Source organism: Leptothoe sp. PORK10 BA2 (assembly GCF_034932105.1).
In the GTDB taxonomy this organism is placed as follows: domain Bacteria; phylum Cyanobacteriota; class Cyanobacteriia; order Phormidesmidales; family Phormidesmidaceae; genus Leptothoe.
Genome location: NZ_JAYGIG010000013.1, coordinates 17530 through 37618 on the forward strand (window position 1 = coordinate 17530; position 20089 = coordinate 37618).

A 20089-nucleotide genomic window follows, 5' to 3' on the forward strand; every position below is an offset into this window, starting at 1 on the left:
TTCTAGTACTTGTCTTACACCCAAGATTTATACCATCTGAATTTTTATTAATGGTCGCTCTATCGAAGATGAGAGAATTTACCTGTATTGATTTGTTTGCTGGAGCAGGTGGGTTGAGCTGTGGCTTAATCGCTGAAGGGTTTGATATTGCTGTGGCAGTGGAGATTGACTCTGTCTCTGCGAAAAGTTATATCTTAAACCATTCAAGTACTAAGGTTCTTGTTAAAGACATACGTAAAATTACTGGTCCAGAGTTGCTTAAACAGGCTGGTTTAGTTCGTGGTGATTTAGATTTATTAACTGGTTGTCCACCATGTCAAGGATTTTCAACACTTCGCACAAAGCGGCGAACACTAGAGTCCGATGATCCTAGAAATGACTTGATTCGGGAAGTATTGCGTTTAGTACGTTCTATGAGGCCTCGCGCTATTCTCATCGAGAATGTTCCAGGACTTGCTAAGGATAGAAGATTTGTGGATTTCCGAGTAGGTTTGAAGCAGGCTGGTTATTGTTCGGATTATGCAATTTTAAATGCTTCGGATTTCGGTGTCCCGCAACGTCGTCGTCGTTTAGTCCTGATTGCTTTTCGTGGCATGAATGTACCGGCTAACTGGTCTTGTTACGAGACTTCTGAAAAAAATGTTAGGCAGGCTATTTCTCATTTGGCTACATCAGCTGGATCCAGTGGAGATGCACTTCACGATATTCCTGAGAAACGGACGCCAGCTATGATGGAGCGAATAAGAGCTACGCCGAAAGACGGTGGCAGCCGAAAAGATTTACCTTCAGAAATGCAATGCAGATGTCATGTCCGTGGAGATGGATATTTTGATGTCTATGGCAGAATGGCTTGGGATGCCCTTGCACCCACTATTACAAGTGGATGTAGCAATCCTTCGAAAGGACGATTTTTACATCCTGAGAAGGATAGAGCTATAACTCTTAGAGAGGCAGCCGTACTGCAAACATTTCCAGAAACTTATAAATTTTGTCTTGATCGTGGGAAAGATCATGTAGCGCGCCAGATTGGAAATGCTTTTCCTCCTGATCTGATTAAACCTATTGCAAGAATTATCAGCCAAAAATTAGTGTCATAGAATGAATTCCCCTCTAGATTCTTTAAGTAGAAGTTTCAGAGCACTTGAGCATACGAAAATCCATATTCATAGTCTTCGTTTTCCAAATTATAGGAATCTTGAACCTAATGCTGAATTAGTGTTTAAATTTCCTATAACGGTTTTACTGGGTCGTAATGGGACAAATAAAAGCTCTATACTACATGCTTTGTATGGCAGTGTGAGAGGAAAGAGTATTGGAGATTTTTGGTTTGAAACGAAACTTGATTTGATTCCAGAAACAAGAAATGGTTTAAAGCAAAGTATTGTCCATAGATATTTGGACGAAAATGGAGATTTAGTGGAATGTATTAAAGCTCGTGCGCCAAGGAGAGGGAATCCAGATTACTGGGAACCAGTAAGACATACTCAACTTTATGGATTTAAAGATAGTGGTGTTCGTATTAGCCCTGTTCAACTTAATGTTGTTCATTTAGATTTTCGGGGTGAACTTCCTGCATTTGACAAATATTTTTATTTTCCTGATCCTCAACATTTGGACGCACGTGATCGTGATCGGAAGAAAAATTTAGATCCTCATATACGAAATAAATATAGTAAGCAAGATTATCTTAGATCTCGTTCAAGTTCTCTCAAAAAAGAAATTAGTGAAAGAGGAAAATCCTTAACTCCCAATGAACTGGAAGTTTTAAGATATATTCTTGAACGTGATTATACTGGTGGAAAAGTTCTAAAACATAAACTATTTCACGGGCACGAGGGCTGGACAATTTTATTTGAAACTGAGCATCTAAATGATTATTCAGATGCCTTTGCTGGTAGTGGCGAGTCAGCATCTACATTATTGGTTCATAATATTTTAGAAGCTCCTGATAATTCTTTAATACTGTTAGATGAACCTGAGACTTCCCTACATCCTGGTGCTCAGCAACGAATGCTAGAGTTTCTCGCTCATCAAGCTGTTCGAAAGTCCCTTCAGATTGTTATTGCGACACACTCTACACACTTTACAGAACTACTTCCTAGAGAGGCTATTCAGCTCCTTTATCTTGGATCTGAAGGCAATGTGTCAGTCGAGGCAAACCTTTCAGCTCAAGAAGCATTTCATGATATGGGATCATTTCCTGCAGGAAAGACTATTTTAGTTGAGGATGCGAGGGCAAGGTTGATTGTTTCAGAAATTTTGAAAATTCAGTCTGATCAAGCTTCTAAAGAATTTAGTGTAGTAGTTCAACCAGGTGGTACTGCAAAAATTTACAGAGATATAAAAGCTTTTGCTAACTCTAAAAGAAATAATATCTTTGTAGTTTTTGATGGTGATCATTCTCCTGAAGAATCTATCCCAAAAGATGGGCTTTTACCCCAAGGTGAAATGGAGGTTAAGGCTCTGATTGATGATCTTACAAAGGGTAATAATTCTAAGGGGCCTAATCTGAATTTTGAAGATGTAGATGATATGACACGTTATATTCGATTTTTCCGAAAGTTCGTATATTTTCTACCTGCCTGTACACCTGAAGAGCTGGTGTGGAATGATATTGTAGCTACAGAGATTTTAAAGAAAGAGTTACCTTCAAATATATTAGAAGAGGAAAACTACAAGCACAAAATAAGTTTACTTTCCGATATGATTCCAGGGGTTGACCCTAATGCTGTATTTCAATTCTTATTGTCTGGATTTTTAAAGCAAGATAGTGAACTCAAATCTAGTCTTGTGAAATGTATCCAGGAAATTCGATCGTCTCCTTCTACCAAACTTTAGCTATCCCACTGCATGGAACCAGTGCCTTAAGAGCTTATGTAGGATTTTTACAGCCCAAGGGCCATGCAAGAAAAGGCTATGGCCGTAACGCATTGGTCTTCATCTTTAAACAGATCCCTAGACGACCAAAGCCATAGATGCTCAGTTAGTCCTTAGTGCGGTCGGTTGGAGCATATCGCAAAGCTTATTTAACTGCTTTATGACCTGTTTTGCCTGAGGTTGTTGTCCACTGGCATTCAAGTACCACAGCGCATCCAGGTAATATTCAATGGCCACAGCTGGATGATTGGTGACTTCAGCGATATTGGCAATTTCACATAGCAAGGTGGCGATCCGTCTTTGTGTTAGCTTATCGGGTTTTTCTAAAGACTTATAGGCTTCCAGGGCAGCCTTAAACGAGGCCAAAGCAAAGAGATAATATCGTTGGGTATGGTAGATTTTTCCCATCATACCCAGGACAATTGCAGCGCAATATTGTCCCTGGGGTGGCTCAATATCCACCAGAGTATCGCTCAGCTGTAGACCACGTTCTAGCAGATTGATGGCGACTTGGTATTGATACCGACGACTGTGATGCAGACCTAATCGGCAGAGACGTAGGATTTCAACTTTTAAGGAGACAGACGGAGATGCCTGGGTTTCATCGGTTGGGCGAGACTCTAGTTCATAATTAAGTTCATTCAGACGCTCAGTCAGCTGGAAGGCAGTTATCTGATCGTCTTCATGTTTAAAGGCTTCAACCGCATTTAGATAATCAAGACAGGCTTGATCTAGATTGCCAAATTGAATGTTTAGATAACCTAGCGTTTGGTGGTAACGACCGTCTGAGTACATGGGATAGATGTCCTATGGTGTAAGCACATCTATTACTCGTTCTGACTTCCCAAAGCTTATGCAATTGAACGTACTGCTTTAAGAAAGTTAATACTGCACTATGGCTTGAATTCCAGACTTTGGATAGCCGGTGTGTGAGGGAGAAGTGCTGGCTTGGGAGAACAGGCCATGTGGGTGGGTAATGTATCGCTGGCAGAGTTCTGAAAAAAAAGTCCCTACCCGTAGGCAAGGACTTTCTTATTTCAAAGTCTTGCTCCTTTGATGGAGAAAGATTTTGAATGAGACTTACTTGTCATCTAGAGCAGCAATGCCAGGAAGAGTCTTGCCTTCTAGTAACTCAAGACTGGCACCACCACCGGTGGAAATGTGGCTCATCTTCTCAGCAACGCCCACTTTCTCAACAGCGGCAACGGAGTCACCACCACCGATGATGGACATGCAACCGGTGGCGGTTATGTCAGCCAATGTGTGGGCAATCGCTTCGGTACCCGCAGCAAATTTGTCGAATTCGAATACGCCCATGGGGCCATTCCAAATGACGCCCTTGCAGTCGGCCAAAGCAGCTTGGAAGACCTTGATGGAGTCGGGACCGATGTCTAGACCCATCCAGCCTTCGGGGATTGCATCAATACTAACGGTTTGAGCGTTGGCGTCGGGGGAAAAGTTGTCGGCAACCACGACATCAGTGGGCAGTAACAGCTCAACGCCTTTCTCCTTGGCTTTGGCTTCAAGGGCTTTGGCTAGTTCTAGCTTGTCTTCTTCTACGAGAGACTTACCGACGCTGAGGCCGCGAGCCTTATAGAAGGTGAAGATCATGCCGCCGCCGATGAACAGTTTGTCCACCTTGTCGAGCAGGGTTTCGATGACGCCAATCTTGGAGGAAACTTTGGAACCACCGACAATGGCGGCAAATGGACGCTGGGGGTTATCCACAGCATTCTGGAGATACTGGAGTTCTTTCTCGATCAGTAGACCGCTAACGGAGGGACTGAGGTACTCAGTAACACCTGCAGTCGAGGCATGAGCACGGTGGGCGGTACCAAAGGCATCGTTAACGTATAGGTCAGCGACAGAGGCTAGATTCTTCGCAAACTCAGGATCGTTGTCGGTTTCGCCATCGTAGAAACGTACATTCTCTAGGAGAGCAACTTGACCATCGGCCATGTCAGCTAGGGCTGCGGTGACGGAATCACCAATGCAGTCGTCGCACTTGATCACGTCTTGGCCCAGGAGCTCAGACAGGCGGACGGCGACGGGGGTGAGACGCATGCTGTCAACTACCTTGCCATCGGGACGACCAAAGTGGCTACACAAGATTACCTTGGCACCTTTGCTGGTCAGTGCTTGGATGGTAGGCAGAGCTGCCCGGATCCGAGTGTCATCAGTAATGGCGCCCTGGTCATCGAGGGGCACATTAAAATCGACTCGCATGAGTACACGTTTGCCTGACAAGTCAGCCGCTGACAAATCGGTGACGGATTTCTTAGCCACAGAACTATCCTCCTAATGCAGTTTTGTTACGTTACGTACGCTCTACTTCAAAGCTAGGACAAGCTTGATTACCCTAGTTGTAAAGCGTTAATACATTTTCTTTACTCACTAGGTATTATCGCCTATTGCGGCTCTGATTTCTGATCGAAGTCTAAGGTTTTGCTAATCGTATGTTTAAGACTGTTCTCTTTCCGATAGATGCTAGCCCAGAGGCCCAGCAGGCGGCTTTTAAGGCGGCGGAGTTAGTGAAATATCATAAAAGTCATTTGATTTTACTGTCGGTGGTTGAAGCGCCGGGTAGCTCAAATGCGGATGCTCACCCGGAGCAGACATCGCCGGAAGCGGTGGCTCAGCTTTTAGCCAAAGCTAAGATGGTATTCACGGAGCAGGGTATTGAGACGGAGACGCTTGAGCGAGAAGGAAATCCGGCGTTTGTGATTTGTGATGTGGCGGATGAGATGTCGGCGGATCTGATTGTGATGGGCTGTCGTGGTATTGGTCTTACCCCTGAAGGTCAATCGGAGAGTGTGAGTAGTCGAGTGATTAATTTATCGCCCTGTCCGGTGATGGTGGTGCCGTAGGGGTGGCTGACCGTTAGAATGGATCGCTACCTCATCTCTCTTCGCCATGTCTTCGCCATCTATTCAGTGGTATCCCGGCCATATTGCCAAGGCGGAGCGCTCTTTGAAAGAGCAGCTAAATCGGGTGGATGTGGTGATGGAAATTAGGGATGCGCGCATTCCCCTGGCTACGAATCATCCTGATGTGGATAGTTGGATTGGGGATAAGGCGAAGGTGCTGGTGCTGAATCGGGTGGATATGATTTCCACCGAGGCCCGGCAGGCTTGGCAGAATTGGTTTAAGGCCCAGGGGCAGACGGTTTACTTTACGAATGCTAAGCAGGGTAAGGGGGTGCAAAACCTGCTGCGGGCGGCCCAGGATGCGGGTAAGGCGATGAATGACCGGCGGGAAAGCCGGGGGATGATGCCGCGACCGGTGCGGGCGGTGGTGATTGGGTTTCCGAATGTGGGTAAGTCGGCGTTGATCAATCGATTGCTGAAGCGAAAGGTGGTGGTCAGCGAACGCCGGGCGGGGGTGACGCGCCAACTGCGGTGGGTGCGGATTTCCGAGGAGATTGAAATGCTGGATGCGCCGGGGATTATTCCGCTGAAGCTGAATGATCAGGCGGCGGCGCTGAAGCTGGCGATTTGTGATGATATTGGCAATGCTGGCTATGACACGCAGCGGGTGGCGGCGGCGTTTGTGGATTTAATTAAGGACTTGGATGGCCATGATGGGGATTATGGGAATGCGATCGCAACCCGTTACGATACCCCCTTAGCCTCGGATGCTGGCGCACCCTATACCGGCGAAACCTACCTAACATTGCTGGCCCAGCGTCATGGCGATGATCTAGAGCGAGCGGCCCACCAGCTACTCAATGACTTTCGCAAAGGCCATCTGGGCAATTTAGTATTAGAGCGACCCCCTGAGCATCCCATCGATGCAGTCCCATCGGCCCCAATGGAACTCCTGACATAGGTTTTCCCTAGGGTCAGGTAAATGATGTAAATCTTCAGCGAAGATTACTTCTTTAATACGGACGGGGTGGGTCTCCTGAGATATTATTCGGATTAAACGGGAAATCTTGATTAATAGCAACAGCATTGAAATCTCCGTGATCGCTCATGAGTGGAACGTACTTCCACGTCACTGACTCCACTCAAGGATTCTGGAGTACATCCTAGTTATCTCATAACTTTTACGTTGACTTAGGGTGTCTCGGGTAGGCTAGGGCTACTTAACTTAGTGGTTATCAGTTATGGCTAAATCATTCCAACATGATCCCACAGTCATGACTTTGCCTTTTATGTTTAGCAATGGTCCAGTGGACACCTCAAAATCCGAAAGTAAAGCCAAAAAAATCAAGATTTCAATCATTGCCAGCGATTTGTCTAAGTCTGGTGCAGGTCGTTGGCAGGGAGCTGTACGACCTTTTTTGCTAGCTGAGACGGCTGTAAGGCTAGGACATGACGTAGAGATACTAGGCTTTACCGATAGTAAAACCGAGGATGGCTTTCCATCAAAGTTTGCCATTAAAGCGATTCCTGGGGGGAACTACCCGCAGTTTTTTGGAGCAGCGCGTAGTCTTTTGCAGGCGATCAGCGGTGATATAGTCTACGCTTATAAGCCCAAACCCAGCAGCTTTGGGCTGGCGCTTCTACATCGTCTGCGCTGTCATCGCCCCGTTATTTTAGATATCGATGACTGGGAGCTCAGCTGGCATGGTGGCGACCACGGTCGCTATCGCTGGACCCCACAAAATGTGGCGAGGGGACTGCTTAAAGCTGATGGCGAACTGCGCATGCCAGACCATCCTGTTTATCTACGCTGGATTGAGAATCTGGTATCCAAAGCCGATGCGGTTACCCTGCACACACAGTTTCTGCAAAATCGTTTTGGGGGTGTCTATATTCCCAATGGCAAAGATACCGATTTATTTACGCCTGAACGCTACGACCCCGAGGCCAGTCGTGCCAAATACGGCTTATCAGACTATCGAGTGCTGATGTTTCCAGGGGCACCCCGTCCCTATAAGGGAATTGAAGATTTACTAGCAGCTCTCGATATTTTGAATCAGCCAGACCTACGACTGGTTATTGTTGGGGGTAGTCCCTACGATGACTACGACCAAATTCTGGCTAAACGCTGGGGGCGATGGCTTGTGCAGCTACCAAAGTGTCCCTACGATACGATGCCTGAGGTTGTGGCAGCAGCACATGTCATCGTCGTACCTCAGCAGGACCATGCTGCAGCCCAGGCCCAATTTCCTCTTAAGTTAACGGATGGTATGGCGATGGCAAAGCCAATTTTAGCAACTACCGTTGGTGATATTCCGGATATTTTAGGAGATACAGGCTACTTGGTCGACTCTGAATCACCCCAACAATTGGCCGATATGCTGCAAACTATTTTGAATAATTTGGACCAAGCATCTAACCAAGGGCGACGGGCTCGGGAACGCTGTATCCAGTACTACAGTATTGATACGATGGCATCAATATTAGGACCTCTGATTCAGCAATGTCTCAAGGGACAACTTCGGAATCAGTTAGGCTATAAACGAAATTTCAGCCGTATGGAGAACGGCCGCTAGCCTTTGATGTAAACAACATCTACATAATAGTTGTTGCTAAATGGGATAAACCGATGTGGGTAATATCCATTTCCGAAACTTCTCAGACTAATGCATCCCGAGGATCAGTAACCTTCCCATCCTAATTGCCCTTAAATTGCATCTATTTAGCGTCGCCTGACCATTTATTTATGTTTTCAATCCGTTTATTAATTCAGCCGCTTCTAAAGTATCCGGTTCTTTTATTTTTTACTGTAGTACTGGGTTTTTCCGGGGCATTGTTTAGCGGTGTGAGTACCCTGCTGATCTTACCGATTTTGCTGGAGCTGTTGGGGCAATCAGCAGAATATGTCACCTCCCTGCCGCCTATTTTGCAGAAGGCCATCAGTATATTTGATGGTTTGCCAGAGGGGGCGCGCCTGCCGGTCATGGCCGGTTCGGTGGTGTTGATCATTATCCTTAAAAGCCTCTCGGGCTATGCTAGTGCATTGACGGCAGGTACCCTGAACCGGAAACTGGCCGTGTCCCTGCGGCGGCAGGGGCTGCGGTTGCTGTTGGATGTGGATTTGGATTATTTTGCCCGGACTAAGATTGGCGATTTGATCAACCAGTTAAACGTTGAAATCAATCGCACCACCATTGCCATTAGAACCTTAGTCCGCCTGATGGTGGTGATCATCACCATCCTGGTGTTCTTTATTTTGTTGGTTTTGACCTCTTGGCAGCTGACGATAATTTCCGCCGTCACCCTGGGCGGCGTCACCCTGCTCAACCAGTTTATGATCAGGCGCTCTAAGGTTTTGGGTAAGCGTCTGTCGGCAATTTCTAAGGACTATTCCTCCCGAGTGTTTGAAATCCTATCGGGGATTCGTTTGGTTAAGGCGACGGCCAATGAAGATCGTGAATATCGCTACGTTGATCAAATAATTTTGGATCGGGAAAGCGCTGAGTATGACTCCCAGCTGATTTTTGCGGCGGTTGGTCCGTTTAATGAAATCATCAACATTTTGGCGCTGATGTTGATTGCGTTGCTAGGGCGGGTGGCCTTTAGTAACCAGCTGGATTTGTTTTCGTCTTCGCTGCTGACCTATTTAATTATTCTATTTAGGATGCTGCCCTTTTTGGGACAACTTAACAGCCAACGGAGTACCTTGGCCAATAACTTTGCCAGTGTAGAGATCGTTCAGGCGCTGCTGCGCCGGGATGATAAACCGTTTATGCCCCTGGGGGTTCAACCTTATCGTCCCCTACAGGACGGTATTCGATTTAATCAGATTCGGTTTAGCTACCCCGGTCATGATCAAGAGGTGTTGCAGGGGATTGATCTGTTCTTGCCCAAAGGGCAAACCCTGGCGCTGGTGGGGTCCTCAGGGGCGGGAAAGTCCACCCTGGCGGATTTATTACCCCGGTTTTACGATCCCACCAGCGGCACCATCGAACTGGATGGGGTGGATCTAAAAACCATAGACATCTCTAGCTACCGGTCGAATTTGGGTATTGTCAGCCAGGAAACCTTTCTGTTTAATGCGTCGGTGCGGGAAAACTTGTTATACGGTCGCCCTGGGGCTACGGAAGATGAGCTGATATTGGCGACTAAGCAGGCCAATGCCCATGAGTTTATTGAAAACTTACCCCAGGGCTTTGACACCCTGATTGGAGATCGGGGGGTGTTGCTTTCGGGAGGACAGCGGCAGCGGTTGGCCATTGCCAGGGCACTGCTACAGGACCCTGATATTTTGATTTTGGATGAGGCTACCAGTGCCCTGGATACGGTTTCGGAGCGGCTGGTGCAAAATGCCATTGATAAGCTTAGTCGCGATCGCACCACCTTGGTCATTGCCCATCGCCTATCCACCATTTATGAGGCGGATCAAATTGCGGTTTTAGAGCGGGGCCGGGTGGCTGAGGTGGGTAGTCACGAGGAACTGCTGGAAAAAAGGGGAGCCTATGCCAAACTCCATGCGATGCAGTTGACCAAGAGTCTGCACGAAAATAATAATGGTATAAACGGTAGCAGCCTGGTGGCAGATGTTTTGCCCGTTTATCGCAGTGCCATCGGTAAGTCTTCATATGAGCTGCGATCGCAACTTAATTCCATGATTGGACTGCTGACTCTGATCCAAGAGGATGTCGATGACCCCTTTGAACAGGCAGAGTTCATGGCCGATGCCCAAAATATTGCCGTCGATCTGCTCCGGGTGGTCGAAAATCTAGAAGCCATTGGCACCCCCCCCCCGAAAACATAGCCCCCGCTCGCTCTTGCCATCCCCGTTTGCCGGTGGTCGCCCCTGTAGCCCTAACGTAGCTTCCTCCCAACCAACCATTTGATTTTTTCCCATGACGCGTGGCATATACACCCTGGCTAATGACGTGGTCTATGACCAGCTCGTCGCCCTGCTCAATAGTATTCAGCAAAACTCAGGCCATACTCCCGTCTGTGTGATTGCCTACAACGACGACATTGAGAAGGTGGCAGCGGAGGTGGCCAAACGAGACCAGGTATCGTTGCTAAATGACCCAACCCTCTTTAAGTTTTGGGAAGACTTTTCCCTGCGAGTCTGGCAGACCCACCCCACCGCCATCCAACAGTGGAAAGCATCCGGAGTCAAAACCCAGTTCTATCGAGTGGGGGAAAACCACCGCTATGTGTCCTTTGACCAGGCCGCTCCCTTTGAAGAATTTATCTATCTAGATGCTGACACCCTGGTCATGCAGCCCCTAGATTTTATGTTTGAGCGCCTCACCCAGGCAGATGTCGTCGTCTACGACTTCCAGTTCAAAGACCTCAGCCACATATTTAATGTCAGCTCCGACAAACTGACGACGGTCTTTTCTGAGGAACGGCTGCAGCGCGATATTTTTTGTTCGGGCTGCTATGCCTCTAGGCGAGGCCTGTTTTCGGCAGCAGAGCTAGACCATGTGGTGGAGACCCTGGCCCAGGGCAATGCAGACGTTCTCTACATGGGGGCACCCAACCAGTCCCTGCTGAATTATATGGTGCAGATTAACCACCATAGCGTTCACAATATGGCCTTAGAATGGCGGCCCCAGGGCAAGGCTACGGGCAATGCCATCTCCTCGAAGCACTTCGAGGAAAAAGACGGTTTTGTCTACGACCAGGGCAACCTGCTCAGCTATCTCCATTTTATTGGGCTGTCGTCTCGGGTGTTCCGCCGCGTCTGTAATGGGGAAAACCTTGACTTTCCCTACCGCCAAACCTTTTTACACTACCGCTATCTGCATGAGCCGATGCCAGAGTTTCAGGGCAAAGCTCAGGATTACAACCAGCCTCCGTCCCTAAAGACGCGGCTGCTGAAAAAAATTGGACTGGCCTGAGGGGGACCGATCATGACGAGCCAACGGACCAGAGGCGTTTATATCGTGGCCAATAGGAAGGTGGGGGAAAATGCGATCGCACTCCTCGCCAGTCTGCGGCACCACGACCCGGGCGTGCCGGTGTACATGATTCCGTTTAATGACGACTACCAAACGCTGTACCAAACGCTGAATCAGCTTTACCAGGTGCAGCTGTATCCAGATCTAGGATTTCTAGACTCATTTACCCAGAAAATTAGTGAGATTTTTCCCCGCGATTTTCTGGCCCTGCCCAACAAAATGCGCAAGCTAGCCGCCTGGTTTGGGCCCCTGGATGAGTTTCTCTATATCGATACCGACATTCTTTTTTTTGAACCGGTCTCCCATACCCTGGCCTATCTCGACCGGGCAGACTTTATCTGCTGTGACTACCATTTCAAAGGGCGCAAGCTGCGGGATGTTTTTGCCTCCAGCGTCGTTGAACGGGGCATTTTCCCCGCCGATGTGGTCAACTCTGTATTTAACAGTGGTCTGTGGGGGTCCAAAAAAGGCACCATTACCCTGGAGCAAATGTACGCCCGCTTGGGGGAATGCGCCCAAAATCGTGACTACTTTGACTTCTCCGGCGGTACCACCGACCAGCCCATCATGAACTATCTGGTGCTCAACAGCATCGAAAACCGGCTCAACATTGCTCAGGTAGAACCCAACGAACCTGGCAGCTGGGGAGGGATGAAGCATTTTGTCACCCGCGATCAGGCCCTTTACGACGGCGATACTCGGCTGCGTTATCTCCACTGGGCCGGTACCCCCATGGGGCCGGGGGGACCCTATCGAGCGCTTTGGGAATATTACCGGTATCTAGATCAGCCCGATGCCCGTCTGCCTGGGGAGAAGCCAGGGGCCACATCCCAGCGTTCGCCGCTGCAGCAGCTGAAACAGACCTTAGGCCGTTTCAGTCAGCGGCTGAAACAGATCTTAGGCCGTTTCAGTCAGCGGCTGAAGCGATAAAGCCCCTTTCACCCCATCACCCATCCTCACCTTTCCTTCCCCCATGACTTCTCGTAGCTGTTCCCTATCCATCATGGTGGCCCGCACCGACATTCCCTTCATGATGGAGACCATTCCCCATCTAGTGCGCACCAGCCACTATCCCTTTGTGGAACGGGTATTGTTTCTCGATACGGCTCCCCTCACCGGAGATAAGGTGGGCCGACCGGGCATTGGTACCCTGGAGCAACTGCGGGAAAACTGCGCCCAGCTGATGGCCATGGGGGTAGTGGATCGCTTGGTGGACATGGACTATAACGATGCCTGTCGACGGCGGATGTACAAAAAGCACTTTGGTTCCATTCCCCAACCCACCCACAATTGGAAGGGGTACCCCATTTTGGGCACTATTTTTTCCTTGGAAGAAACGGTGGGGGACTATGTGGTGCATTTTGACAGCGACATGCTGCAATACCAGAAAGCTGGCCACAGCTGGATTTCTGAGGGTATGGAGCTGATGGAACAGCGGCCTGAGGTGCTGTTTATTCGGCCTTTGTCGGGCCCCCCTCTCCCCGATGGTAGTTTGCATCAGCGGGTGCCCTATGAACAGGACGATGGCTTCTATCGGTTCAAGTTTTTTGGCAGTCGAGCTTACTTGATCAAAAAACAGAGCTTCGAAGCCTTTTTGCCTATTCCATTGCTGTGGATGGATTATAAAAATGAATGGCTACAGCAGTTGCCCGCCCGGATGTTGACCTGGCTTAACTATTGGACCGGTCGAGGCAAACTGGACTCCTGGGAGGTGATGATTTCTCTCCAGCTAGAACGCACTGATGGTTGGCGAGGGACCCTGGCTAGTCCAGATGCCTGGACCCTGCACCCTGTTGCCCGAGGGCAAGAATATATTGCGGTCCTACCTAAAATTATCAGCGCCGTTGAGCAGGGGGAGTATCCCCCTGGCCAGGAAGGATATTACGACCTCAATCTGGAGCTATGGTTGGAAAAGGTAGGAGCCGATGCAGCTGAGGTATGACGGCGATATGGGGTATGTCCCGGTGGGCGGCTCACTCTGTGATTTTCGATGGTGATTACAGGGTCATGCCCAGTGGACGGCCCACCCTAAGCTTGACGGCTGGGGTACTGGTTTAAATATTCTAGAAAATGGGGCCAGTTAAAACTACGGGGGTCCTGTCGAGTCTCGGAGCGATCAACGGCGGCATGGGTGACAATGCGCTCTTCCGGGATGGTGGTTTGGGCTATGAGCCAAGCCAGGGACTGGTATTGGGTATCTGTATAGCCACTGTGGTTGGGCGCATTGTTTTGGCCGTCGGAGGGGGTGACCAAGGAAATGTGATAGGCGAAGTTATTTACCGATGGCGGAAAATTAGGGTTGGTTAGGGCAGTTTCTGGACCATTGGGGCCATCAAACACCGAGTTGCCTGCTCCAAAGGCTCGTTTCTCGGGGGGCACGATGTAGATGACGGTGCCATCCCGGTCAATGATGGTGTGGTAGCTGGATTGGTCCTCATCTTGAGGATTGTGCCTTTGAAATGTATTAATAGCACTGTCGGCGCTCCATACGGTCTCATGGAGCACGGCGATGTAATCCTGGTTCAGGGGGTTACCGTTGGCATCGACGGTGAAGCGTTCCCCATAGTTTGAGGGATCGGCCAAGGCCACTCGCTCAGGTGGTCTGAAGGCGGGAGTACTTTGGTCGGCGGCGTAGATAAATCCATTTTCTACTACCGGCGGCGACTCTGCCGGCGGCAGCTCTGCGGCGTTGGTGGTTGCTGTTGCAGAGTCGCCGTCGGTGGCTATTGCGGCAGCACCTACGGCGGTGGTGGCCACTATCTGGGGTTCAAAAACCGTCTTGTATGTGGTGGCTAAAACAATGGTGGCCAGCATTGCTAGGCAAAACGCGCCTACATATAGTCTGATTTTGGACCAACGAGAATCGCCCATGGACAGTTTGTTCAAAGAACCTAGATGTGGGCGTGGTGAACGACCCAGTAAAGCACCGATATCAGCTAAAAGCTTAGTGAGTATTATTACGTTTTCCTAGAATATTCGTTTCGATCCGATTATTAAAGTAGCTAAATAGGCAAAATCTCTAAATTTATTGCGCATAGTTCACATTTTTCTGATTTCTGTCCCTTGGTGATGGGGCTACCGGCCTTGGCGGTTAACAAACTGCCGATAGTACCGGCGATAGGCGATTTCGAGACGGCCACCGTAATCTGCGATCGCAGCCCGCTGCCGATGATAAAGCCCCTGGAATACATTGGCAAATACCAAGGTCACCATGGCCACCACTAACCCGAGGGCGGTGGACACCAGCGCTTCCCCAATCCCCGCTGTCACCCCTGAGGCGCGGGCCGTGCCCACATCCCCAATTTGCACATACGACAATGCACTAATTAAGCCCAAGATTGTACCCAACAGCCCCAGGAGTGGCGCTAATCCTACTACCGTTTCGAAAACTGTCCCAAACCGCTTGAGCACTGGAATCTCCGCCTGAGCTGCACTCTCTAGGGCCAATTTAAATTCATCTGGGGTAGCTTGCTCTAAGGCTAGGGCGGCCAAAAAAATTCGTCCTATGGGTAAAGACTGCTGCTTTCTCAGTGTTTCAATCGCCACCTTGGGTTGCTTCCCGTAGTCCACCAGAAACGTATTAATTATCCGTTCTTGGTGCTGAGAAACCTGCCACCAAAACCAGCTGCGCTCCAAAATTAAGGTCACCACCAAAATTGAGGCGGCCAGCAATGGCCAAACAACTACGCCACCAGATTTGAATACTGTTGAAATCCCCACTTAAGCTCTCCAATTGGCATGTTTAGCGGTTTTTTATGGCTGATTTATGAGGATAAATCGCTTGGTTATTCAAAGATCACCTGGCCAGGATTTTTTAGATTAAATCATACTGAAGATTAGCAACGCCGGATTTTTTACCGGATTTTTAATATACCCGGTGGGGCAATCCGGCTTTGTCGGCGTTTCAAGACATGTGTTTTTATATAGCATTTTTAAACCTTGTAAACTTATTCATCAATGGCTTTAGATAGTTGTCAAAAAAGTCGTAATTTCACCTCAGGTTTACTTGGCTCAATGCGTCAATAAATAATCACAATTGTTTTCTACTTTCTTGAGAAGAAGTTAAGTTACGGCGATATTGCCTTCATCTCTAAATGCCTCATGTATGATGAGGGCAAGCGTCTAATTTAAGGGCATTGATTTATTGACTCAGTCAGTTTAACCCGTGACTAAGAACCGTCTAAAATTGCGCGTAACCACCCAAAATTTTGCAGGTTTTTATCACTAGCGCCCCTCTGCAAACTCTTGACAAAATATCCCTCAATCACCCGCGAGTACTGAGGAGTCATTAAAGGTCGATGCTTACCCTTGCTTACCCTGGTTAGGGATGTAAATCATAATAAATTGGACAGGATTACACTATGTTGAACCACCGCAATACCCTCAGTCACGACCCTGGATTTACGCCGGAAGAAGTCCTGGAAAATCGCGGTAGAGTTGCGATTTTTATTGATGGTTCGAATCTGTTTTATGCCGCCCTTCAGCTTGGCATTGAAATTGATTACACCAAGCTGCTATGTCGGCTGACTGCGGGTTCTAGATTATTTCGCGCCTTTTTCTACACCGGTGTGGACCGCACCAATGAAAAGCAGCAGGGGTTTCTGCTGTGGATGCGGCGTAACGGTTACCGTGTAATTGCCAAAGACTTGGTGCAGTTGCCCGACGGCTCTAAAAAAGCAAACCTCGATGTGGAAATTGCGGTGGATATGATGGCCCTAGTGGGCTGCTATGACACGGCTATTTTGGTCAGCGGTGATGGCGACTTGGCCTATGCTGTGGATGCTGCGAGCTACCGTGGTGTCAGGATAGAGGTGGTCAGTCTACGCTCCATGACCAGCGATAGCTTAATCAACGTGTCTGATCGCTACATTGATCTAGATACGGTCAAGGACGATATTAAAAAGACACCCCGCAGCCACGGTAATGGATATACCTATCGTCCGTTGACTGGTTTGAGTACGATGGAAGAGGAAGAAGTCGAAGTCACCAGTGATCAGCCTTAGAATCCGCTAGGATAATCTGGCCAACCAGATATGTGCTAGCACAAGTGACACGGTATGAATAAGTGGTATCGGTTTACGTTGGTTGCGGCGTTGGTTGCTGTAATAGTCGTAGCTGTACGAACATGTCAGTCATCAAGTGACACCCTAGAAAGTCTTCAGAATCAAGCGAGTACCGCTCAGACTGAGGCACTGTTAACCCTGAAAGATGTCACCCTAGAGCAGCCTGACGAAAATGGGGGGCTGCTTTGGCGTGTTAAGGCTGAGGAGGCTTCCTATAGCCCAGATCGGCGTTTGGCCAATCTTAAGTCTCCCGAGGGTGAGCTGTTTCAGGATGGCAAAGTGATCTATCGGGTCAAGGCCGATCAAGGTGAGATTCGTGAGGATGGCAAGGCCATATTTTTGCAGGGCAATATTGTGGCTACGAATCCAGACAACCAGCTGACCATTAAGGGAAATAGCCTAGAATGGACCCCCGAGGAAGATCTGCTGCTGGTGCGAGATAGCATTACGGGCAATAACCCCCAGCTTCAGGCCAAGGCTCAGGAAGCAAGGCTGTTTAACAAAACCAAACGCCTGGAGCTGTTCAAGGGGGTGGTGGCCATGACTAAGCAAGAGCCTTGGATCAGCTTTAAGTCAGAAAAACTCGTGTGGCAGCTAGACGAAGAAAAGCTGGAGACGGACGTGCCGTTGCTGATGGAGCGGTATGTTTCTAAAACCGATCGGACGGTAACGGAGCGGTTAGTCGGGAAGCAGGGGAAGTTTGATTTGGTCAAACAGCAGGCCACAGTGCAGCAGCAGGTTCAGCTCAATGCGCTGAAAATTCCTCTGCAAACCAACAGTGACCTGGCGGTGTGGAATGTGAAAGAAGGCACCGTGGTGATTGATAAACCTTTGCAAATTCAGTACCCTAAGCGTAAACTCACCGCCAATGCCAATCAGGGACGGCTCAATTTGAATACCCAGATTGTGGACCTCAAGGGCAATGTGCGGGCTTTAGGCCAAGCCAAGCAATCCCTGCTGACGGCGGATGAGATGACTTGGAATATCCAAACCCAGGATGTGGAGGGTCGTGGCAATGTTGCTTACCAACAGCAAGACCCGGTTGCCACGGTCAATGGCGATCGGGCTGTGGGTAACCTAGAGCGGCAGACGGTGGTGGTTACGGGGCAGGATGTAGTGACTGAGATTGTGCCCCAGGGGCTTGAATAATTTCGTTGCGTTTGGTGTCCCCCAGGCGGTAAGGGTCTTGATTGAACTGGAGGGTGGCTTTGATTTGGTTTGGGAGCTGATTGGCTTTTCCCCATTGTTGTTCGAGGGCAGTTAGGAGGCGATCTTGGCGCGATCGCAACGTCTCTAAGCCGTTACCATAATTAACGATGGCAAACCAAACGATACCCTTTTTCTCCGTCGGAAAGGCTCCGGCCAAGGCACTAACCACCGCCAAGCTCCCGGTTTTAACCGTCGCATTAACCGGAATATTGCGGTCGATCAGGGTGCCTACATCCGTGCCTGACACTGGGAACAGGTCCGCAAAATTGAGATTCTTGGTCTGGAGTCGGTCTTGAATGCCCTGCATCAAGATAATGACGGCCTGAGCAGAAAGCTGATTGTCTTCCCCTAAACCAGACCCATTCACTAGGCTGATTTCCCCAGGTGTCACCCCAATCTGTTCAGCAATTTTCACCACATTGGCCGGACCGCCTGCCAGGGTAGAGAGCATCTCCGCCATCACATTATTGCTGTAGATATTCATAGCCTTGAGAATGACCGCCAGAGGCAAAGACTTATGACGAATCAGCCAGCCCGATGCCTGCTCGATGGTGGGGGCGGCAGAGACGACCTGCACCGGTCCTTGAATCTGCAGTGTCGGTTTGGGCGTACCGGTTGGCAGGGTGGCGTATTGTGTCTCCACCGCCCCCCCCCAGGTGGCAGAGTTCATTGACTGTTTGAGTAGTTCCCCCGACACCAATGGGTCCGTATTGAAATTCATCACAAACCGATCGATCACAATCAGGCTGCCCGTCACCCGTTGAATCCCCAACTGCTGCAATGAATTGCCCAGAGTGATTCCCTCTTCCCACACAAACAGGGGATCATAGGCCCCTTTAATAATCAGATCGCCCTGGAGGGTGCCATTGGCGATGGTGCCTTGCCAGCCCACAAACGTCTCAAACTGATGCTCCACACCATAGGTTTCCAGGACAGCCAGGGTGGTGGCTATCTTGGTGAGGGAGGCTGCCGGTAAGCGGCGAGACTCCTGATGGTGAGCCGCCGGATAGCGCCCCACATTCACCGCCACACTTTGTTGACTGGCAGAAAAGCCCAATCCGGCCAGGCCAGCCACATAATCATTGAGAATTTTTTCAGCCGCCGGATCCGCCGCTAGGCGCTGCTGCAGCCAGGGAGAATCCCAGGTGGGACGGATATCGATGGTAGCAAGGTTAACACTGGTAAGAGGCTGCCAGGGGCGAGGACCAATCAGAGCAGAAATAAAGGCTAGAGGTAAAAGCCAGTTCACAGTAGATGAGTAGTGTAGGTGGGTATGGGGGGAGTTAAGGTGGCTGAGTATCAGCGGTTTCACTGGCTAAAGATACACTAGGAAGGAAGGCTATGCCCATGGTCAACTGGGTAATAGGTAATTGGGCGTAGAAATATTGACTAGGAATAGTGGCTATGGCTAAGGCGGACGAGAATCAATGGTTACGGCGATTGCCATTGATCGTAGGCATGGTGGGAGGCACATTGCTCATGGTCAATCGGTTGCTGACACCAATGGTGACCGACTCCCAGGCGCGGGCCGATGTGGTAGGCGTATTTCTCAGCGCAATTTTGATTTTGACCACCTTACTCTGGCAGCAGATTCAGCCGGTTTTGCCCGAGGCTGTCATCCTAGAGGGGGAAGAGGGCTTTGTGCTGGCCGACGATCTGTCGGATGCCGTAGCAACCGAACTAGCCTGGGCCTCACACCTATTACTGACCAATACGGTTACCCGGTCCCTGGTGGCCTATGCCGATGGTCAGGTGCTGATGCGGCGGGGGGTGCTAGGGCCTGCTAAAGAGGTGGAGATAGGGCCAATTTTAGAGCGAGTGCTGACCCAAAAAAAGCCAGTCTATTTAGTGAGTCTGAAGCTTTACCCTGGCAAAGTTGAATTTAACTATTTACCCGAAAACACCCAGGGCATTATTTGCCAACCCATGGGGAATAATGGCGTGTTGATTTTAGGGGCCAATGCCCCCCGCAGCTATACCAAGCAAGATGAAGCTTGGGTGGAGGGGATTGCCGATAAGCTGGGGGCGAGTTTAGATGCTGTTGTCACATCCCAGGTGACAATATAAACCACAGGTAGCCAAAGATTTTGTATTCTGACAATTGTGCTACTTATTTAGACCC

At 49.2% G+C, this 20089-nt stretch carries 17 protein-coding genes; 12 read left to right on the forward strand and 5 right to left on the reverse strand.

The window, feature by feature from the left end; translation table 11 throughout:
• Positions 1-50: 50 nt before the first annotated feature.
• Positions 51-1097, forward strand: coding sequence for a DNA cytosine methyltransferase (locus VB741_RS05660; protein WP_323364177.1), 1047 nt, complete (start codon positions 51-53; stop codon positions 1095-1097).
• A gap of 1 nt (position 1098) precedes the next feature.
• Positions 1099-2838 (forward strand): ATP-dependent nuclease, encoded by a 1740-nt coding sequence (locus VB741_RS05665; RefSeq protein WP_323364178.1) that lies wholly within the window; start codon positions 1099-1101, stop codon positions 2836-2838.
• A gap of 141 nt (positions 2839-2979) precedes the next feature.
• Here VB741_RS05665 and VB741_RS05670 read toward each other — a convergent pair whose 3' ends face one another.
• Both VB741_RS05670 and VB741_RS05675 read right to left on the reverse strand, forming a co-directional pair.
• On the reverse strand, positions 2980-3672 hold the full coding sequence (locus tag VB741_RS05670) for a hypothetical protein (protein ID WP_323364179.1): 693 nt from the start codon (positions 3670-3672) through the stop codon (positions 2980-2982).
• A 285-nt stretch (positions 3673-3957) separates the two neighbouring features.
• Positions 3958-5163, reverse strand: coding sequence for a phosphoglycerate kinase (locus tag VB741_RS05675; protein ID WP_323364180.1), 1206 nt, complete (start codon positions 5161-5163; stop codon positions 3958-3960).
• 170 nt (positions 5164-5333) lie between these two features.
• Here VB741_RS05675 and VB741_RS05680 point away from each other — a divergent pair, with 170 nt between their 5' ends.
• From VB741_RS05680 to VB741_RS05710, 7 genes are all read left to right on the forward strand, one after another.
• Complete coding sequence (locus tag VB741_RS05680) at positions 5334-5744, forward strand: universal stress protein (RefSeq protein WP_323364181.1); 411 nt, start codon at positions 5334-5336, stop codon at positions 5742-5744.
• A 46-nt stretch (positions 5745-5790) separates the two neighbouring features.
• A complete protein-coding gene (gene ylqF / locus VB741_RS05685) occupies positions 5791-6705 on the forward strand; it encodes a ribosome biogenesis GTPase YlqF (RefSeq protein WP_323364182.1) in 915 nt (304 codons plus the stop codon).
• A gap of 313 nt (positions 6706-7018) precedes the next feature.
• Entirely contained in the window at positions 7019-8320 is a 1302-nt protein-coding gene (locus VB741_RS05690; protein WP_323364183.1) for a glycosyltransferase, read from the forward strand.
• Between the two features lie 170 nt (positions 8321-8490).
• A complete protein-coding gene (locus VB741_RS05695; RefSeq protein WP_323364184.1) occupies positions 8491-10545 on the forward strand; it encodes an ABC transporter ATP-binding protein in 2055 nt (684 codons plus the stop codon).
• Between the two features lie 91 nt (positions 10546-10636).
• Positions 10637-11635, forward strand: coding sequence for an Npun_R2821/Npun_R2822 family protein (locus VB741_RS05700; RefSeq protein WP_323364185.1), 999 nt, complete (start codon positions 10637-10639; stop codon positions 11633-11635).
• 12 nt (positions 11636-11647) lie between these two features.
• Complete coding sequence (locus VB741_RS05705; RefSeq protein WP_323364186.1) at positions 11648-12625, forward strand: Npun_R2821/Npun_R2822 family protein; 978 nt, start codon at positions 11648-11650, stop codon at positions 12623-12625.
• A 43-nt stretch (positions 12626-12668) separates the two neighbouring features.
• On the forward strand, positions 12669-13637 hold the full coding sequence (locus VB741_RS05710) for a hypothetical protein (RefSeq protein WP_323364187.1): 969 nt from the start codon (positions 12669-12671) through the stop codon (positions 13635-13637).
• An 86-nt stretch (positions 13638-13723) separates the two neighbouring features.
• On the opposite strand, the gene VB741_RS05715 is transcribed toward VB741_RS05710, so the two are convergent.
• On the reverse strand, positions 13724-14566 hold the full coding sequence (locus VB741_RS05715; RefSeq protein WP_323364188.1) for an N-acetylmuramoyl-L-alanine amidase: 843 nt from the start codon (positions 14564-14566) through the stop codon (positions 13724-13726).
• Between the two features lie 204 nt (positions 14567-14770).
• Entirely contained in the window at positions 14771-15415 is a 645-nt protein-coding gene (locus tag VB741_RS05720; protein ID WP_323364189.1) for a MotA/TolQ/ExbB proton channel family protein, read from the reverse strand.
• A gap of 641 nt (positions 15416-16056) precedes the next feature.
• On the opposite strand from VB741_RS05720, the gene VB741_RS05725 reads away from it, so the two are divergent.
• Together VB741_RS05725 and lptC are read left to right on the forward strand one after the other, a co-directional pair.
• Positions 16057-16698: a LabA-like NYN domain-containing protein gene (locus VB741_RS05725; RefSeq protein ID WP_323364190.1), complete on the forward strand. Its 642-nt coding sequence runs from the start codon at positions 16057-16059 to the stop codon at positions 16696-16698.
• Between the two features lie 54 nt (positions 16699-16752).
• Positions 16753-17907, forward strand: a complete 1155-nt coding sequence (gene lptC, locus VB741_RS05730) for an LPS export ABC transporter periplasmic protein LptC (protein ID WP_323364191.1) — start codon at positions 16753-16755, stop codon at positions 17905-17907.
• On the opposite strand, the gene VB741_RS05735 is transcribed toward lptC, so the two are convergent.
• The gene (locus VB741_RS05735; protein WP_323364192.1) at positions 17858-19216 is read right to left on the reverse strand and encodes a D-alanyl-D-alanine carboxypeptidase; all 1359 of its coding nucleotides are present in this window, start codon (positions 19214-19216) and stop codon (positions 17858-17860) included. The two genes, lptC and VB741_RS05735, sit on opposite strands and share 50 nt — an antisense overlap.
• 155 nt (positions 19217-19371) lie before the next feature.
• Between VB741_RS05735 and VB741_RS05740 the strand changes: the two genes are divergently transcribed.
• Positions 19372-20034, forward strand: coding sequence for a cofactor assembly of complex C subunit B (locus tag VB741_RS05740; RefSeq protein WP_323364193.1), 663 nt, complete (start codon positions 19372-19374; stop codon positions 20032-20034).
• Positions 20035-20089: the final 55 nt, after the last annotated feature.

Excerpts from the sequence above, each read along its gene's own strand:
- VB741_RS05665 (WP_323364178.1), top strand. The coding sequence starts at position 1,099 with ATGAATTCCCCTCTAGATTCTTTAAGTAGAAGTTTCAGAGCACTTGAG.
- VB741_RS05710 (WP_323364187.1), top strand. The coding sequence starts at position 12,669 with ATGACTTCTCGTAGCTGTTCCCTATCCATCATGGTGGCCCGCACCGAC.
- VB741_RS05695 (WP_323364184.1), top strand. The coding sequence starts at position 8,491 with ATGTTTTCAATCCGTTTATTAATTCAGCCGCTTCTAAAGTATCCGGTT.
- VB741_RS05660 (WP_323364177.1), top strand. The coding sequence starts at position 51 with ATGGTCGCTCTATCGAAGATGAGAGAATTTACCTGTATTGATTTGTTT.
- VB741_RS05700 (WP_323364185.1), top strand. The coding sequence starts at position 10,637 with ATGACGCGTGGCATATACACCCTGGCTAATGACGTGGTCTATGACCAG.
- VB741_RS05670 (WP_323364179.1), bottom strand. The coding sequence starts at position 3,672 with ATGTACTCAGACGGTCGTTACCACCAAACGCTAGGTTATCTAAACATT.
- VB741_RS05740 (WP_323364193.1), top strand. The coding sequence starts at position 19,372 with ATGGCTAAGGCGGACGAGAATCAATGGTTACGGCGATTGCCATTGATC.
- VB741_RS05690 (WP_323364183.1), top strand. The coding sequence starts at position 7,019 with ATGACTTTGCCTTTTATGTTTAGCAATGGTCCAGTGGACACCTCAAAA.
- VB741_RS05715 (WP_323364188.1), bottom strand. The coding sequence starts at position 14,566 with ATGGGCGATTCTCGTTGGTCCAAAATCAGACTATATGTAGGCGCGTTT.
- lptC (WP_323364191.1), top strand. The coding sequence starts at position 16,753 with ATGAATAAGTGGTATCGGTTTACGTTGGTTGCGGCGTTGGTTGCTGTA.
- VB741_RS05725 (WP_323364190.1), top strand. The coding sequence starts at position 16,057 with ATGTTGAACCACCGCAATACCCTCAGTCACGACCCTGGATTTACGCCG.
- VB741_RS05680 (WP_323364181.1), top strand. The coding sequence starts at position 5,334 with ATGTTTAAGACTGTTCTCTTTCCGATAGATGCTAGCCCAGAGGCCCAG.
- ylqF (WP_323364182.1), top strand. The coding sequence starts at position 5,791 with ATGTCTTCGCCATCTATTCAGTGGTATCCCGGCCATATTGCCAAGGCG.
- VB741_RS05705 (WP_323364186.1), top strand. The coding sequence starts at position 11,648 with ATGACGAGCCAACGGACCAGAGGCGTTTATATCGTGGCCAATAGGAAG.